Source organism: Microcoleus sp. F10-B2 (assembly GCF_036704965.1).
Taxonomy (GTDB): Bacteria; Cyanobacteriota; Cyanobacteriia; order Cyanobacteriales; family Microcoleaceae; genus Microcoleus.
The window spans coordinates 1-16043 of the sequence record NZ_JAUBTB010000125.1; the positions used below are offsets into that span (position 1 = coordinate 1).

The following is a 16043-nucleotide window of genomic DNA, read 5'->3' on the forward strand; positions in this document are numbered from 1 at the left end:
GCATAATATTCCTTTTAAATGTGTGTGATTTGTGACGCTCCGACGACCACTTCATCATACCCTAGTTCAGCAACGCCCCATTCTTTATATATTACAGGACTTACGCAGGCACAGTACATATTAACTTTGCCCCCGCCTTGTTAATGGCTTTTTTTATTTCTTTTCTCTTGTGAATACTATAGTTTTCCATCATACACAAGCACCTTTCCAGAGTTTTGGTACGAGTTTTCTGTTGATAAAAGCCTCGAATGTAATTCCATATATTCCGCTTTAAGTCCCCTTACCTTCCCCGCTATCGTCGCACAAAGATGACAAAACAACTGCGGGTTCTGCACTATATATAGCGTGCTTGCGTAAGTCCTGTTTCATCCCGACAGAGTTGCCCTAAAACAAAAGTGAATGCAGGAAGTCGAATTTGTATGCCACCTTCGACCACATGAAATTCTCCACCAGACGTGGCAATCAGCAGATCGACTCCGCAGAACTCACCATAGCAATTCTCGATCTTTAAAGCTTTCTCAAATACTGGTTTGGCTCCTAGGTTCATAGCCACAAAGAGCGGCAGAGCAAAAGCAGGATCGTGAATGAGTACACACCAAAGACCATTATTCCTAGAGCATAATAAAGTGCGGACTCCATTCTGAATGAGTCTGTTTTGAAATCTAATTTCGGCCAACTCTCGAATCAGTACAAAGGTTGGGTGGGTTTGGCTGTAGGGAGCCAAAGATTTTCGGTTAATCGGACCAAACTCCCCAACACATGCAGGGTTATTAAACATATCTTCCCGCACGTAGCAATCATGGCCAATCCACTCTCCTGTATCCTCTCGTTGATACTTCCCCAGTGCCCCACAAAACTCCTGCTCCGTTCCTTGATAGATAGAAGGTATTTGAGGTCCTAGAATCAAGCAAGCTAGAGCAAAGTGGAGACGGACTCGAGCATCGTCTTGGTGTGGTAGACGACTCGAAAACTCATGAAATATTCTAGTTGTGTCTTGGTTATCCAAGAACATAATATTGTTTTTCCAACCAGCATAATATGCCTGTGATGGAGCAAGAAAACCACAAAAATAATCTGCTAGACCCCCTAACCAATTTCCATCAGTAAGAGAGTGCTTGATGTTATAATAGGTTGGGTAGTCTATCAGATTAGAAAATTTCGCACCATTGTATGCTGTTAATTCTTCGTGGGTGCTTCCAGCGTGTTCGGCTATCTGAAGAAACTGCTTTTTGCCCAGGTAGGTAGTGTACCTTGATATCTCTTCAACGCAAGGCTTCCAGAAGTCCAGACCAATGTGACGTGCCGAATCGTATCGAAAGCCATCAATGTCCGTTTCCGCAATCCAATACTTGAGGTGGTCAATCAGCAGAGTTTGAACGTAGCTTGTCTCTGTTCGCCAATCTTCCAAGAAGCCAAATAGTCTTTGATTCACCATATCGGTGTATTCAGGACCGTGGAAAAGTGAAGTGTTCTGTACTTCTATTGGAAAGGGCATTACAGCGGTGTCATCGCTTTGCAAGTATTTGAACTCCCCTCCGGTCGGACCCCCATACTGCTCCCACTGAATACTATCCGCGATGTGATTGTTAACGACATCTAAAATCACAGCGATGTCAGCTTCATGAGCTTTAGCAACAAGCTCGCGCAGACACATGAGTGTACCCAGACGCGGATCGACCATCAACAGGTGGATGGGATGATAGCCGTGGTAGCCGTCAGCAGCGTTGACATACACAGGGCTGAGAATAATTGCTCTTATTCCCAATGACTGCAAGTATTCTATTTGCTCGATCGCGCCACGAATTGTTCCACCATGACTGGCATATGGACAACAGGGATCGTAATTGACTGCACCTAGACCAGTGCCATTGAATGCCGAACTCCGAGCAAATCTATCGATGATTATGGTGTAAAACAGACGTGTATTCCAATCTTGCGGGCTGGCTGTCATTTCAATTTGTGGTGTTGGTCCATACACAGGCTGATTGTTCGCAAATCCCAGAAACCCTGATTGGATCTCAGCCATTGACCGAGGTGCTTCATCACATACAATAACAAAACGCGATCGCACACTTGTATGCTCCGAACCAAACATATCAACATAACCCAGCTTGTATCGATATCCTCCCCCGCTACTTATAGGTGGTAGGTTGACCGAAAAAATTTTGAAGCCATTTTCTACAAAGCCTTCAGTAGGTGTCGTAATTCGACCTGAATCGCAATATCCTTGTCCATCATTTAACTCATAAGCTATTTGTCCACAATGTGGATGATTAGATAAGGCGACACCAAATTTGATGCGGATTTTCTCGTCACTCCTAAACACCCAGGTTAATGGTGCAGTACCTGGTTCAAGATGTACTTCACAGTATTCTTCAAAGTAGCGCATACGGTGGGTTGAAAAATAATTTCAAATATGATACCGTTTTAAGTGCCACAAGGAAAAAATGTTTTGCTGCTGAGTAAGATCCGTTGGAAAGATTGATTGCGATCGTCACGATCGCCGATAATGTCGAGACTCCCGTGTTCGTTACCTATGTTACGCAGATGCTAGCGCCACAATTGTCGTCGGGGGCGATCGTAGTTATAGATAACCTCAAATTATATTATGCTATCTGTGTGCAAGCCGCGATCTTTTGCGGTAGGCGCCTGAACCTAATTGCTCCGATTCACTAATTAGTCATGTCACCTAGTAACATGACCCATTAGAGCGGGCATTTTGTAACTATCAACTTGGATTAGATATGGATAAATATAATTTGGAAAAAATTTACGGTTTTGATTATCTTAGAGCTATTTGCTGTATAATCGTTGTTGGTCTACATACAAACATATTCAGCTTCTTGTTAAGCTATAAGAGCTTAAGTAACATTATTCTGTATAACATATTTTGTTTGGCAGTTCCCATATTTTTTCAAATTTCTTTGATCTTGTTCTTTTTAAGCAGGCAAACCCAGAAAAATTACTTTTTCAAAAAAATTATAAGAATTATAAAGCTTTATATTTTTTGGGGGGTAATTAGTCAAATATATCTTTTAGCGATCAATGAAATTTCTGTCAATCAGTTAATTAATTTAATTGATATTAGAAAGCTTATAGTTTTTATTATGACAGACGGATATTCTAACCCATTTTATTTTTTCTTTTCTTTACTATTTTTAACTACTTTAGCTGAATTATTTGCTTATTATCTTGATAAAACTAAAATAAACAATGCACTAATATGTTATTCGGCTTTAATATTTTCTTGTATAATTGTTTTTCTTTTGCCTTTAAGTGTGATGTTTTTTGGTAATAAATTTGCTCTGCTAGCGCAACACTTCAATCCTCTAAACTTTACACCTTATATTTTTTCCTCATTTTTAATAAAAAATGAGATATCTCAAAATCAACTAAATAATAATTCCTATATAAATAAAAAACAATTGCTGTTATTAATAATATTTGTTGTTTTTGCTGTTTGTGAATGGTACTATTTAGACTACCCGTTACTATGGGGTGGCTTGAGAGAAGATTCTTTACCAATTGATTCTGAGGATGCTCTACCAGTTTACTCTAGACTATCTTTAATTTTTGGTGCTTGGTTGATTGCCTTAATATTCTTAAAAATTACATCTGAGCCGCATTTTATACTCAAATTATTTTCTGATTTATCATTGGGGATATATTGCGTACATACCTTGTTGGGAATATTGCTTTTAAGATTTTTTCCATCTCTAGCTTATGCTAATGTTTTACAATTCTCTATTATACTTTTATTGAGCACTATGTTGACTAAATTTTTGAAGGGTTTCAAAATACTTAAAGATCTTATATGACGCGCCACGGGTTCCTCGAAAGAATCAACATATCTAGTCGTTATTGCTCAATGGCTAGCCTCGAATTTATCCATTTTCCACAATTGCGAACCCATAGACCAAAACCCTTAGTTTTCAGTACCTTTGACTTTTTCGATGTCACCGTAAATTACTGACAATGGAAAAAGGTTTGCGCGACTGGCTAGAACTTTTGGCAACTAACACGGGTTACGTTCTTTGATTTGGATAAAGTCGAGCTAAAGTAGATATCAGGGAACTAATAACAATCGATTTTTTTGGCAACTATCACCATATCAATTAAATGCAATTTCTTTAACGTTTCATTTTGATTGACTTGGTTTTCAAGCTCCAATATCTCAGCAACACTCTCAATTGGTTTGACTGGTAGATATAGGCGTGCCTGAATTTGCGGGTATTCGATGTATGTGCCGACTTTCATGGTTTTATGAGTATAAAACTCAGAGTGATACGCTTCCCATTTCTCTACCTTAAATAGGGGTGTAGAGGGAATTTGATAATACTCAGATTGCGGTTTGAACTCATCCCCAAATGTCTGTTGTAAAGTAGGATGAAACGGTGTGGCAAGAATGGTTTGGAACAAATCAAAGGGCATGTACCGAATCCCCAGACCTGCAGAATGTCCTTTTTTACAAATCTCAAAAAATTCTTCCCGTGTAATCAGCTTACGAGCACGATCGAACTCTTTCTTTGATTGGAGGTGATAGAGTATGGGCGACTTACTAGCAAAGACGACCAACGAGCCATTGGGTTTCAGAAAGTTGTAAAAGGCAGCAACACTTTCCTGGATAGTGTCTAAAGAAATATGTTCAAAAACATGAGAACAAACTATCAGATCGAAAGGCCCATATTGTTTAATGGCTTGGCTTTCCATCACATCGTTGAGAACCTGGACTTTCTCACTCTTTGGCGGTGATAAATGGATTTGTTCGAGCAATCGATGGTATTCATCGGTTTGCCAAAAGTCATCATCCTTTAACTTTTCAAACAATTGTTGGTCTTTGTCGAGCAGGCAGTTCGCAACCAGTGAAGCGTGAGAGAATCTCCTGCGATCGGGTTCGACCAAAACAATTTTTTTTGCTGCCCACAGACGAGGGAGTAATCTGCCCAATCCACATCCAGCATCTAGAATAACAGCGTCAGACGCGATCGAATCTTCTAAGTTGTTCTCCCAGACTTCCCGATCTCTGGCTTTCCAAGCTTCATGAGCCAGATCGATTACCCGGTGGTAGGGGTCTACAGTGTCGTAAGTTGTGGCAGTAATTTTTTCCATCAAATTCCTTTATGTTCCGTCTTAAAAAATCGCCCGATACTATCTGCCAAGAGTTCATCCTAGGATGACATTGGCTCCAAAACAACTTCTGCGATCGCTCTCTCTTTAGTTTTACTGGGGCGATGAATTTTTTACATCTCTAGCAATTTTGGATCGTACACTAGCTGAGGTTAAACAGGAAGTCTTTAATCCCACATTGAATCACAAAGGCTTCCGCAGTACATATAGCCCTGCATTACGAAACTTTTCTCCTTGCCATGTACCAGATGCCACAGGAGGAATGAATGTGTCGCATAATATTGTGTGACGACACATAAAACCACAGTCGATCAATCGGCAATTCTCGATTGCATAGCTGATGGCATCACGAACTTGGGGGTTGGCGGCATCGTCGATCAAAATGTACCCACCGCGCCCAATATAAGGTATTGTGAGCATAATATCCATCAGGGCACGATCGTAGGTATGGTCTCCATCAACCAGAATTAAGTCGAAAAGCCCTGACAGCCGCGCCGCTTCAATCATTGCCTCCGGCGAATTCTTACTCTCAATGTAGGTAAATTTTTCACCCAAGTACTCGCGCATTGCTCGATCCAGCTTAAAGTGAGGATCGATGCAAACCCCACGAAAATCGTCCAATCCCAAGGCGCGAATCGCCCCCAACACGATCATGGCTGAGCCACCAGCATCAGTTCCTATTTCCAAATAGCGTTTGGGTCCGAGACCGTAGACAAAAGACCAGAGAAAAAGTCGCTGAGCCAGTGGCATTAGTGAGAGCGATTGCTCAACCACAAATAGCTCTTCAGGGATTGTCCACTTCGTAGTTGATTCCACTTGATGTACAATTTGTGGGGCTTTGGCTAAAATATTAGATTGTGTTGGTAATTCTGCCGCAGGCGCTACGCTAGTAAAGTCTTGCTCTACCATATTTATCAAATACTGCTTCATCTGTTCATCAGGTGTCGTACTATTTCCAGTCGTCATTCGATTCTCCTGCCTGTAATTATGTTTAAATTTTGTGAATACAGTAGTTATTTTACCTGAAAAGTTTAACTTTTACTCTTAACGGCTACCTATTTCTAGGTCGTCGGGTCAAGTAGAGCTATTTTTCAAGTCCCCACTCTACCCCGCTTCCGGGTCGGTTGTGGGTTGTTGACTACCCAACTTATCGATTGTCTCATTCTCTACCAATGAGCTATCAATAATTATCAATTCCTCAGTTTTTTCTATCCAAACAAAGTAATTATACAAACTGATTGATGTAATTAAAACGAGCAGCCCTTGTATAATCATCAAAAAACCAATGCCACGCCCTTCGCCAGTTTCAACTAATTTGCCAACAGTATTAGCCAGTGGCCCATCAGCAGATAGCATAGGTTCCAAAATGCGATCGACTAATGGGCTGGCACTGAGATTACCGAAAGCAAAGCCCAAGCCTGTCACTGTGTTGAATAATGAGAGAACACGTCCAAGAACCTTTGGGTGAACGCTATTTTGCCAAATGGCACCGTTAGTGCTTAGAACAATAGGCAAGGTAAAAAACGACAGACAAATACCAAAGGCTATGGTAGGGATCAAGGGTTTTATGCCAGCAATTAGCAAACCTATTCCATTTAATGCCGAAAACAAAAACAGAGGAGAGACAGATTTTGTTCCTCCTCCCCAAATACTCATAACGGTGCTGCCAGCAATCATTCCACACCCAGCAATTGACATTACACTCCCAAATGTGGTAGCAGAAGAAAAGGATAATATCAGCGGATTAATCAAGACTGTAGTCATTCCATTAACAAAAAAATAAATTGTCATGAATGCCAGCAGTATCAGCAAAAAAGAACGAGATGAAATATTTTCCCAGCCGTAAATCAGATCGTTGATGATATTACTTCCCTCATCTGATGTGGTGTTAGTTTCAGGCTGAGGAATCTGAATAAATAGTAGCGTCAACAATCCAAAGACATAGGTAGAAAAATCAATCAGCAGCAAGCCTTGAAGTTGTAAATAGGCGATGAGTACACCAGCAATGACTGGTGCTGCAAGCTGTCCTACCGCTGTGCTAAACTGAATTAAGCCATTGGCTCTCCCAATCTGCTCCCTAGGAACCATCATGGGTAAAGCAGCAGCCTTAGCAGTTAATTGAAAAGAACCGCAGACTGATGTCAAAAATGCAGTCACATAGGTATGCCAGAGTTGTAGATTATTAGTTAGTAGCAGTAAGGCGAGTCCTAGTGTGACAACAGCCGCAGCTAGGTCACTCAAACCAATTATCCATTTTCGATTCCACCTGTCTACCAATGCGCCAACAAAGGGAGTGATTACTACACCTGGTAATGTTGTAAAAAATATAACTAAGCTTACTTGTGTAATGCTATGACTGTTCTGATAAACCCAGATACTTAAGCCAAATCCTGTCAGGCGATTTCCGATTTCAGACACAGACTGCCCAAGCCAGAAGAGGGCAAAATTACGGAATTCTTGAATTAGTTCAATCAGTTGTTTTACATATTGCATGATTTAGTTTAATAAGTGGAAAAGCTTGTTTAAGTTACTGAGGATACGGGAGCATCTCATATTTGTAAAAACACTTCTTCTTGCTCCTTTCTTCTTCCTCTTTCCTCCTGCCTCCTGCCCCGCAGCCTCGGGCCTCAAAACTCCAATTTCTAGCTTGGCTGCTTTCATTGAGATGCTCCCGAGGATACTCTCAGGCCTCACTCTGTTCCATTGGTGAAAAATCTGCTTCCAGAGTTATGACCGCACCTTTTGGTACACCCTCCTTTACCAAACGTTCCTGCCAAAATGCTACTAACTCTGTGAGTTGAACATAAACCAAAGAGCGACGCGCTAAGTGATAGCCTCTGCATCTTTGGTAGAACGGATTGTGCAGCAATTACTTGTCTTATCTTTCTATTATACGATCGGCTCTCCCGAATGTTTGGCGTAAAAAGTAGCTGCTGATCCAATTTTTCTGGAGTGTGAAGGCCCAAAACCTTGATGCAGACAGATTATAAGCTTGCGTTACCACCACAATTACGGGAGAGTCATACCATCTAGCTGCGTAACAGCTTATTGTCAGCTTCGTTAACTCTGCTGCTGCTGTGACTCGGTAGATTGAGCTGACTCTGTATTCTGCTCCTTTGACGCTGTATCATCAGGTTTTTGGATTGGCTTGAGATGAATCTCATTCACCTGATTGATAAAGTTTTCTATTGCCATTTTTGTCATTTGTTGATTTTGGGCTTCGTCGGCTACATCATAGCAACGATAAGCTGGAGTCACTCCTAATACAAATTTCTCCTGTTCCGCTTCTAACAATTCCACACTCGTGTTAGCAGAAATCCAATTCTTCTGAAAAGGAAAGGAGGTAAGTATACTGGCGACTATCGAGGCGACAGCGGGACAAATTACGGGCAGCCACTTGAGCAACGATTGACCTGGTTCCAATTTGTCTACCAATACTAAAATTGGTGTGACTCCCGATAAAACAACGGTTGCCAATTGGAAAGTATAGTAAATATTTCTCGAAGTCTCTAGAATTTTTTTATAATCGTCAATCAACTCCTGGCAATATCGTAAAGCCTTTTCTCTCACCGGGCGATCGGATTGTTATCCGAAACATTATTCGGGTTTAAGAGATAATTATATAGTTCAGCTTTTTTTCGGATCTCTAACTGATTAGCACTATTCCGAGAGTTGTTAGCTAATTGTCTATTGGTCAGGAATAGAAAAATAAAACTAGAGAGAAAAACAGCTCCCAAAATAAAGATAAGTTGATTGTCTGGAAAAACTCTGGTAAGGAGGCATACACCAACAAAAGCAGCTAAGGATAAATACTCACTAATTTTCAGGAAAGATAACATTTGTGAACTTGATGAGTCGGATAAATTTTCAACGTTGGAAATCTCGTTCTGGTTTTTCGCTGCAGAAGTAGTCATTACTTTGTAGCCAATTTGGCGATCGGATACAAGTTTAGCATATTGGGGTTGGTACTCCATTCCTATCGAAACAGCCAGGGTAAACGAGGAAGACAGAACAGTATCAGCGTTATCTAGTGTCTTTGCGTAAGTCCTGTATTAAGAAACTTAGCTAAATTTTAAGTTTAGTTGCAAAACTGAGGGGATTGTCACCCCACCAAGAGCGAGAGTGGTAGCTTTGATGACAAGATGTGAGTTTTTGAGATTCAAAGTTATCTAGGATCAAAAAATATGTACGATAAACGTCCCGATCGAGATTTGGCGACTGCTGCTGTGACTGCGGCTTTGGGAGCTGGGGTTGTCACCTCTTTTGCAGTCAGCCGAGGGCAAAATCCACTTTTGGCATTAGGAATTACGGTTTTTGCAGCGGGAGTAGCTTTAATTTGCGATCGGTTCGGCTTAATTTAAGCGATGTCGATTTTTTAATACAAAGTCAACTTATCAAAAAATCCCCGTCCTATTTGCAACTAGCAAGGGTGGGGGTTTTTATTGGCTCGTTTTTCGGTCGATCGGCGGTACTTTCCCAGACGCACTCGCAACATGAAGAAACCGCGTTTATTAACAAAAAACCTGCGCTTTCAGGCTCTTTCCCAGACAGCAAATTAAGGTAATGACAGCCTGGGCGCCAGTCTTGTGGTAATTTCAGCGGCAGCCAGATAAAATATTAGCCAGCACTACCCCAGAACTTCTCGTCTTTTGACCTCAAAGGCTAAGACTATGCCTGCAAACTTTTTTCCTAAGACTCGCGTCTCTGTAAACCGCGATGCTATCTTGGTTGTTACCTGTAATTATTGTTGAAGGTAAATTTTTTCAAAAACGGGTGCTTCGTGCAAACAGGTAAAACTTAGCCTTAATAAATCCTTAGCAACCCACAGCTCAGCTTGAGTTTGCTCTTACACCCCACCCACAATTTCACAGTAAAAAGTTATGGAATCCCTTGCCTACCTAGAACTGGCTCTTGTTTGCGAAGCACCCGCCGAGTCGAAAATTTTTGATGATCCCAAGTGGCAAAACCTATCCAGTCAGACTTATCTCCGTTTGCTGTCTCTGGCTTTGATGCTGTCGGTTGTGAGTGCAGCAGGTGCGGCTTTTGCTCAAATAGATCCGGCTTATCCCGATGTGCGAGCGGTTCAAGACAGGTTGCGGGATCTCGGCTATTTTCCCAGATATTCCACCGGTCAACTCGGACCGGTTACTAGACAAGCTCTGACTAACTTTCAGCGAGACTATCAACTGTCGCTGACTGGCAGGCCCGATCGAGCTACTGTGATCGCACTCAACAGTTTTGCCGGGGATGACGATCGACCTTTTAAAACTATTTATACCAATTATCGGGAACTGGGTTTTGGAGACGCGGGTGCAGATGTTTCGGCTCTCCAGCGCAGGTTGAAGCAGCTAGGCTATTTTAGCGCGCATCCCACAGGGAGTTTTCGCGAACTTACTCAAAATGCTGTTAGATACTTCCAGCGAATTAATCGACTGCGGGTGACTGGAGTTGCCGACAGGCAAACTTTAGCTTTGCTGTTTGGTTCCACCCGGCCGGTTCCCCCCGTTACCCTTCCGGGGGATATTTCGGGAAATGGCGGTTGCAAGGGGCTGCGGTTCGGGGACAGAGGGGCGACTGTAGACTTGATCCAGCGGCAGTTAAAAGCTTTGGGCTATTTTGAAGGCAACATTGACGGCAAGTTTCGCGAACGCACTCTCTACGCTGTGACTCGTTTTCAGCAAGATTACAATTTGGTTTCTGACGGCTGCGCTGACACGGCTACTTTGACTGCTATCGATTTCCAGATGAGGCAAGCTGAAATTACCTCATGGGCTGAGGAAGATGACCCACAGAGTAATGCCGAAGATTTTCTGGAGTTGGGCGACAGAGGCCGACAAGTAGAATTTGTGCAGCGGCGGCTGCAAGAATTGGGTTATTACAGGAGCCAGATTCACGGTTGGTTCGATCGACCAACTCAGGCAGCTTTGATCCGCTTTCAAAGGGATAGCGGGCTGTTCGGGACTGGAAGGGTCGATCGCAGCACTCGCTCGGCTTTGCGGCAAGGCAACAGGCAGGCCGCAGCGCCTGTGCCGCAAATCGCTGCAGGTCTGCGACGGGGCGATACTGGGTCTGCTGTCCGACAGCTTCAGTCCGCGCTCAGAAGTCTGGGCAAAAACCCCGGCCCGGTAAACGGAGTATTTGGAGCCGAGACCGAGTTTGCGGTGCTGTCGTTTCAGCAGGAACGCAATTTGTCACCGGCGACGGGTATTGCCACTCCGGCGACTTTGGCTGCGCTCCAAAACGGATTACCTCGCCCGGTAGCGGTTCCTGCTGTTCCAATTAGCAGCAGGTTCAACTCTCGATCGAGCATTCAGCAATGACAAAGGCGGCTGCAAGACTTGGGCTTTTACACAGACCCCATCGGCTGAGTTTTTGATGCTTAGACCAGAGACGCCCTCGATCGATCGAGGGCGCAGTTACGGGGTCAGCAGCGACGATTTGTTGAACGAAACTTTTTAGCAGCGGACTTGCGGACGCTGCTGCATCAAAGAAATCGGGTTTCTGGTTTCCGACTGATTCTTGGAATGATGTATTTTCCTGAAGAAACCCGGTTTCGGCGTAACGGCGAATCGCACTTGCGCCTAAGATCTTTGTTAAAAATGGTAACAACCTGTACTTAAAATGCGAAAATAGTGTATTTTCACTCGATTGAATCCTGGACGCTGCTTCCGTGCCCGGCGATCGACCTCGGACAAGACCAATTGCTGGAAACCAAAGACGGCCATCCCATCCGCAAAGCTTCGTGGCACACCGTGTGAATGGTTAGCTGGCAGTCTAGCAGGTGCAAACCAGACTTTTCAGCTTGCTTCATGCCAATTTTTAAAATCGAATCGTTGTTAAATTCGATCGTTCTGTTGCACTGAACGCAGACTAGGTGGTGGTGGTGATGCGGGTAAGGCTGGTTTATTTCATAGTGTTTGTGACCTTCTGCTAGTTCGAGTTCGCGGAGCAGGCTCATCCTTGCCATTAACTTTAAAGTTCGGTAAATGGTGGACAAGCTAATGTTTTCTCCGCGATTTTTTAACAAAGTGTACAAATCCTCGGCACTCAGGTGATTGCCTTTGGGGAGGTTCTGAAAAACGTGCAAGATGGTTTCCCGTTGGGGAGTCATCCGCCAGCCTTTGTCATTGAGTTCGGATTTGAATGAGGACGCGGTGTAAAGTGCCATAGTGACCCTCTCAAGAAAGTCTGCCTATTGACAATCATACACAAAGATCGAGATATTTTGCAAATATCGGAGCTTATTGAAAAAAGCTTGAAGAAAAAATTTGGTTTTTGATATTTTTTGACCCCGCCCAAAAACGCATACTTGCTTTCCGACAGGAGTGGCGAGCAGACAAAAATTCAAGCTCCCAGATTCATCTGTGGAGTAAATCTAAAATCTAAAATTGACTGACTTTTAAGCAGTTTTATGCCTTGTGGCAGAGGACAGAGAAGTTATGTAGAAGTAAGTAGTGTTACTTCTGCCGAAGGCCTCCTGCCTTCTGCACAAGTGCCGAATGCCTCGCTGTGCGATCGTCGATCGGGCCCGCGGGCCAATTTAAGTCAGAGACTCCAAATAGTCGCGCACGCGGTTGCGGCGCTTGGGTTGGCGGAGTTTTTGCAAGGCTTTGGCTTCAATTTGACGGACGCGCTCGCGGGACAAGTCGAGGGCACGACCGATTTCTGCCAGCGAGTAGGGGTGTCCGTCGCCCAAACCAAAGCGCATCAGAATTACATCTCGCTCGCGGCTGGTCAAATCTGCCAGCAGTTGCTGCAAGTCGCGGTGCAGAGCTTCTCGCATCAGCATTTCTTCTGGGGAGATGCTGTCGGTTTCGAGCAAGTCGCCCAACTCTGTATCTTTTTCGTTGCCTACTTTTGTTTCCAGAGAAACAGAGCGGGGGACTCGCAGCAAAACTTCTCGGACTTGGGGTGCGGTCATGTCCAACTCGACAGCGATATCTTCGATCGTAGCTGTCCGACCTTTTTCTTGAGAAATTTTGCGCTGGGCTTTTTTGATTTTGTTAAGTTTTTCGGTGATGTGAACGGGGAGGCGAATGGTGCGGCTTTGAGTGGCTATAGCCCGCGTAATTCCCTGCCGAATCCACCAGTAAGCATAGGTGCTAAACCGATAGCCCCGCGTCGGATCAAACTTTTCTACAGCTCGCTCCAGTCCGAGAGTCCCTTCTTGTATTAAATCGAGCAATTCTAAACCGCGATTTTGATATTTTTTCGCCACCGAAACCACCAGGCGCAGGTTCGCCTTAATCATGTGGTCTTTCGCTTCGACGCCTTCAGCTTGAATTCTTTCGATGGTCTCGACCGTCATCTCTGCTAACTCTGCCCACTGGCGCTTGCCTTCGGCCATAATTTGCTTGAGTTCTGGCACGTCGCCGACGCCGGCGGTTAATGCCCAGCGTTCCAGAGAAGGTTTGTGTCCCAACTGTGCTGCCAAGTGATCGCGCACCTCAATTAAATGCACGAAGCGCTGTATCAGCCCTTCTTCCTGGGAAGCGGTGGTTTTGCGCAATTCGAGCAATTTGATATAGCGCTGAACTTTTTGAGCTTCGGAGACTTCTTCGTCTCGACCTAACAGACGAACCCGACCTATTTCTTGGAGGTACAGGCGCACTAAATCTGTAGTGCGGCGGCTGGCATTTTTTTGCAATTTTGCTGCTGGGTCTGCATCCTCTGTCTCTGCTGGGTCTTGGTCGAGCAGTTCGTCTCCAACTTCTTCAGCATCTTCATCCAACACATCATCTTGCAAGGGATTGACTCGCAGTTGTTCGTCGAATTCAGCTTCAGCGTAAAAAGAGGTGGCTGGCATAGTGATTTTCTCAGTTGCTCCGGGTGAAAAGATGCTACGCTTAGCGGTTATTTATAATTATGATGCCCAGTTTGTTAAGACGAAGCATCACCGCTTTGTGTTTCTTTACTAACTTTCCTGACTTTTCTGCTGTTGTTCGATCGAACTTTTGCTGCCCCACTTGTTTTACCAAGATTCTGGAAAATGCTAAGAACTTTCTGATGTAACAGGTTGATGGCCTGGAAAGTGTGTTGTACTTCTTTGTTTATGTAGCTAGTATAGATAGTGACTCGCTAGAAACAAGTGACGTTCGTCAGAAGTTAAGTTAATCTTCATCACCAATAAGCTGGTTCCCGATCACTTCTGAAAATTAGCGATTTTTTTAATAAAACTTTATATAACTCGGCGCTCTAGATTAAAGATATCGCAGTGAGCGCGGAAGTTTAATCCCTGAAAAAATATGATATTCAGAGTTTGTGGCGATTTTTGTAATAAAACGTTATATAAATCGGCGCTCTAGATTAAAGATACCGCAGCGAGCGCAGAAGTTCAATGCCTTACAAGATATGACATTCAGAGTTTGTACAGTCCGCAGTACCGAGTTAGCCACTTACGCAAAAACCGGGTTTCTCGACAAAACTTCTGGATTAAAACCTAGAAGTTTGAGGAAGAAAACCGGTTTCTGGATGTCTTTTCGGTAAGTCGCGACGTTGAGGGGGCGATCGACCGATAATATTTTTGCTGTTGGCTGCTGCTTCCCCGGCGAACTCATCCAAGATCGGAAACCGGGTTTTTTGCACTGGGCCTGTATAGAAACCGCAGGTTTTTCCTCACTGTTACCGGGTTGAGCGGGTTTTAGCGAGAATGGTGCGATCCTCTTCGAGGGCTTCGCTAACGGGCGCGAGTCAACTCAAATTAAAATTGCTAGCGCGGGTATAGTTTCATCAGTTCCCTCACTTGTTCGGCGTGATAGGAACTGCGAGTTAAGGGAGAAGCGACAACTTGCAAGAATCCCAAAGATTCGCCAAACTTTCTCCAAGCATCAAACTGTTCTGGAGGCACAAAGTTTTCTACGTTCAAGTGCTTTTGAGTCGGTTGCAGGTACTGTCCAACTGTTAAAATATCGCAGCCGACAGCCCGCAAGTCCTGCATCGCCTCCCGAATTTCGGCGTCTGTTTCCCCCAGTCCCACCATGATGCCGGATTTGGTGTAAACCCCAGGTGCGAGGAAGCGGCTTCGCTGCAACAGTTCCAGGGTGCGATCGTACTTTCCTTGCGGCCGTACCTTGCGGTAAAGTCGCTTTACCGTTTCGGTATTGTGGTTGAGTACCTCTGGGCGGGCTGCGAGAATGATTTCTAAAGCTTGCCAGTTGCCGCACAAGTCGGGAATCAAAACTTCTATAGTTGTATTCGGCATCGCCGATCGCACCGCTTGAATGCACTCGACAAACTGAGACGCGCCCCCATCCGGCAAATCGTCCCGGTTGACAGAGGTAATCACGACGTGGTTGAGTTTGAGCCGCTGCACCGCTTGCGCCAATCTTTTGGGTTCCGTCGGATCTAAAGGTTGGGGCTTTTTCTCAAAATCGATGTCGCAGTAAGGACAGGCGCGGGTACAAGCCGGGCCCATAATCAAAAATGTCGCAGTACCTACGTTGAAGCATTCGCCGATGTTCGGACACGACGCCTCCTCGCAAACCGTATTGAGGGCTAAATCCCGCAAAATTTCTTTGACGTTGCCGACGCGCTCCCACTGGGGGGCTTTAACTCGCAACCACTGGGGCTTAACTGTCACGCCTGTCTCCGCCTGAGTAGTGTTTTACAAATTATATACCAGCTTGCTCAATTTTGACTTGAATGTGATATCCTAAAAAAATAGTGACTAAATTCGGGATGTAGCGCAGCTTGGTAGCGCACCTCGTTCGGGACGAGGGGGTCGCAGGTTCAAATCCTGTCATCCCGATTGACTTTGACTCTTCACGGGTAACGGGTTTCAGATTTATTACCCTCTAGAGCATTCCACTTTCGGCTCATCCTTCGCTCAGTCCGACTCTTCTAAGGAATGAGAATTAAATAACTTACAATTTATTGTTCTTGTGGGATGGGCGTCCCGCCCGTCCTTTCTGGACGGG

14 protein-coding genes, 1 tRNA gene and 1 pseudogene are annotated in these 16043 nt (G+C 44.3%); 5 read left to right on the plus strand and 11 right to left on the minus strand.

Features of this window, described 5'->3' with window-relative positions:
• Nucleotides 1–334 precede the first annotated feature (334 nt).
• Entirely contained in the window at nucleotides 335–2389 is a 2055-nt protein-coding gene (locus QUA99_RS29535; protein WP_333243983.1) for an alpha-amylase family glycosyl hydrolase, read from the minus strand.
• Between the two features lie 83 nt (nucleotides 2390–2472).
• On the opposite strand from QUA99_RS29535, the gene QUA99_RS29540 reads away from it, so the two are divergent.
• Together QUA99_RS29540 and QUA99_RS29545 are read left to right on the plus strand one after the other, a co-directional pair.
• Nucleotides 2473–2676, plus strand: a complete 204-nt coding sequence (locus QUA99_RS29540; protein WP_333243980.1) for a hypothetical protein — start codon at nucleotides 2473–2475, stop codon at nucleotides 2674–2676.
• A gap of 68 nt (nucleotides 2677–2744) precedes the next feature.
• Entirely contained in the window at nucleotides 2745–3818 is a 1074-nt protein-coding gene (locus QUA99_RS29545) for an acyltransferase family protein (RefSeq protein ID WP_333243977.1), read from the plus strand.
• 256 nt (nucleotides 3819–4074) lie between these two features.
• Here the strand turns inward: QUA99_RS29545 and QUA99_RS29550 are convergent, their stop codons facing one another.
• The 5 genes from QUA99_RS29550 to QUA99_RS29570 all read right to left on the minus strand — a co-directional run bounded on the left by QUA99_RS29550 (nucleotide 4075) and on the right by QUA99_RS29570 (nucleotide 8697).
• Nucleotides 4075–5109, minus strand: coding sequence for a class I SAM-dependent methyltransferase (locus tag QUA99_RS29550; RefSeq protein ID WP_333243974.1), 1035 nt, complete (start codon nucleotides 5107–5109; stop codon nucleotides 4075–4077).
• Nucleotides 5110–5310: 201 nt separating this feature from the next.
• Entirely contained in the window at nucleotides 5311–6093 is a 783-nt protein-coding gene (locus QUA99_RS29555; RefSeq protein ID WP_333243972.1) for a class I SAM-dependent methyltransferase, read from the minus strand.
• Between the two features lie 138 nt (nucleotides 6094–6231).
• Complete coding sequence (locus QUA99_RS29560; protein ID WP_333243970.1) at nucleotides 6232–7620, minus strand: MFS transporter; 1389 nt, start codon at nucleotides 7618–7620, stop codon at nucleotides 6232–6234.
• Nucleotides 7621–7623: 3 nt separating this feature from the next.
• Nucleotides 7624–7788, minus strand: a complete 165-nt coding sequence (locus tag QUA99_RS29565) for a hypothetical protein (RefSeq protein WP_333243968.1) — start codon at nucleotides 7786–7788, stop codon at nucleotides 7624–7626.
• A 399-nt stretch (nucleotides 7789–8187) separates the two neighbouring features.
• On the minus strand, nucleotides 8188–8697 hold the full coding sequence (locus tag QUA99_RS29570; protein WP_333343626.1) for a DUF4231 domain-containing protein: 510 nt from the start codon (nucleotides 8695–8697) through the stop codon (nucleotides 8188–8190).
• A gap of 614 nt (nucleotides 8698–9311) precedes the next feature.
• Between QUA99_RS29570 and QUA99_RS29575 the strand changes: the two genes are divergently transcribed.
• Both QUA99_RS29575 and QUA99_RS29580 read left to right on the plus strand, forming a co-directional pair.
• Nucleotides 9312–9488: a hypothetical protein gene (locus tag QUA99_RS29575; RefSeq protein WP_333243964.1), complete on the plus strand. Its 177-nt coding sequence runs from the start codon at nucleotides 9312–9314 to the stop codon at nucleotides 9486–9488.
• A gap of 519 nt (nucleotides 9489–10007) precedes the next feature.
• Nucleotides 10008–11447: a peptidoglycan-binding protein gene (locus QUA99_RS29580; RefSeq protein WP_333243961.1), complete on the plus strand. Its 1440-nt coding sequence runs from the start codon at nucleotides 10008–10010 to the stop codon at nucleotides 11445–11447.
• Here the strand turns inward: QUA99_RS29580 and QUA99_RS29585 are convergent.
• From QUA99_RS29585 to lipA, 5 genes and pseudogenes are all read right to left on the minus strand, one after another.
• Complete coding sequence (locus QUA99_RS29585; RefSeq protein ID WP_333343625.1) at nucleotides 11419–11736, minus strand: hypothetical protein; 318 nt, start codon at nucleotides 11734–11736, stop codon at nucleotides 11419–11421. The genes QUA99_RS29580 and QUA99_RS29585 overlap by 29 nt on opposite strands.
• A 31-nt stretch (nucleotides 11737–11767) precedes the next feature.
• The gene (locus QUA99_RS29590; RefSeq protein WP_333243959.1) at nucleotides 11768–12295 is read right to left on the minus strand and encodes a transcriptional repressor; all 528 of its coding nucleotides are present in this window, start codon (nucleotides 12293–12295) and stop codon (nucleotides 11768–11770) included.
• A gap of 372 nt (nucleotides 12296–12667) precedes the next feature.
• A complete protein-coding gene (sigC, locus tag QUA99_RS29595) occupies nucleotides 12668–13933 on the minus strand; it encodes an RNA polymerase sigma factor SigC (protein WP_333243956.1) in 1266 nt (421 codons plus the stop codon).
• A 589-nt stretch (nucleotides 13934–14522) separates the two neighbouring features.
• Complete coding sequence (locus QUA99_RS29600; protein ID WP_333243953.1) at nucleotides 14523–14684, minus strand: hypothetical protein; 162 nt, start codon at nucleotides 14682–14684, stop codon at nucleotides 14523–14525.
• Nucleotides 14685–14836: 152 nt separating this feature from the next.
• A pseudogene (gene lipA / locus QUA99_RS29605) lies at nucleotides 14837–15709 on the minus strand (lipoyl synthase); the annotation flags it as partial.
• Between the two features lie 91 nt (nucleotides 15710–15800).
• Between lipA and QUA99_RS29610 the strand changes: the two are divergent.
• Nucleotides 15801–15874, plus strand: a tRNA-Pro gene (locus QUA99_RS29610).
• Nucleotides 15875–16043 lie beyond the last annotated feature (169 nt).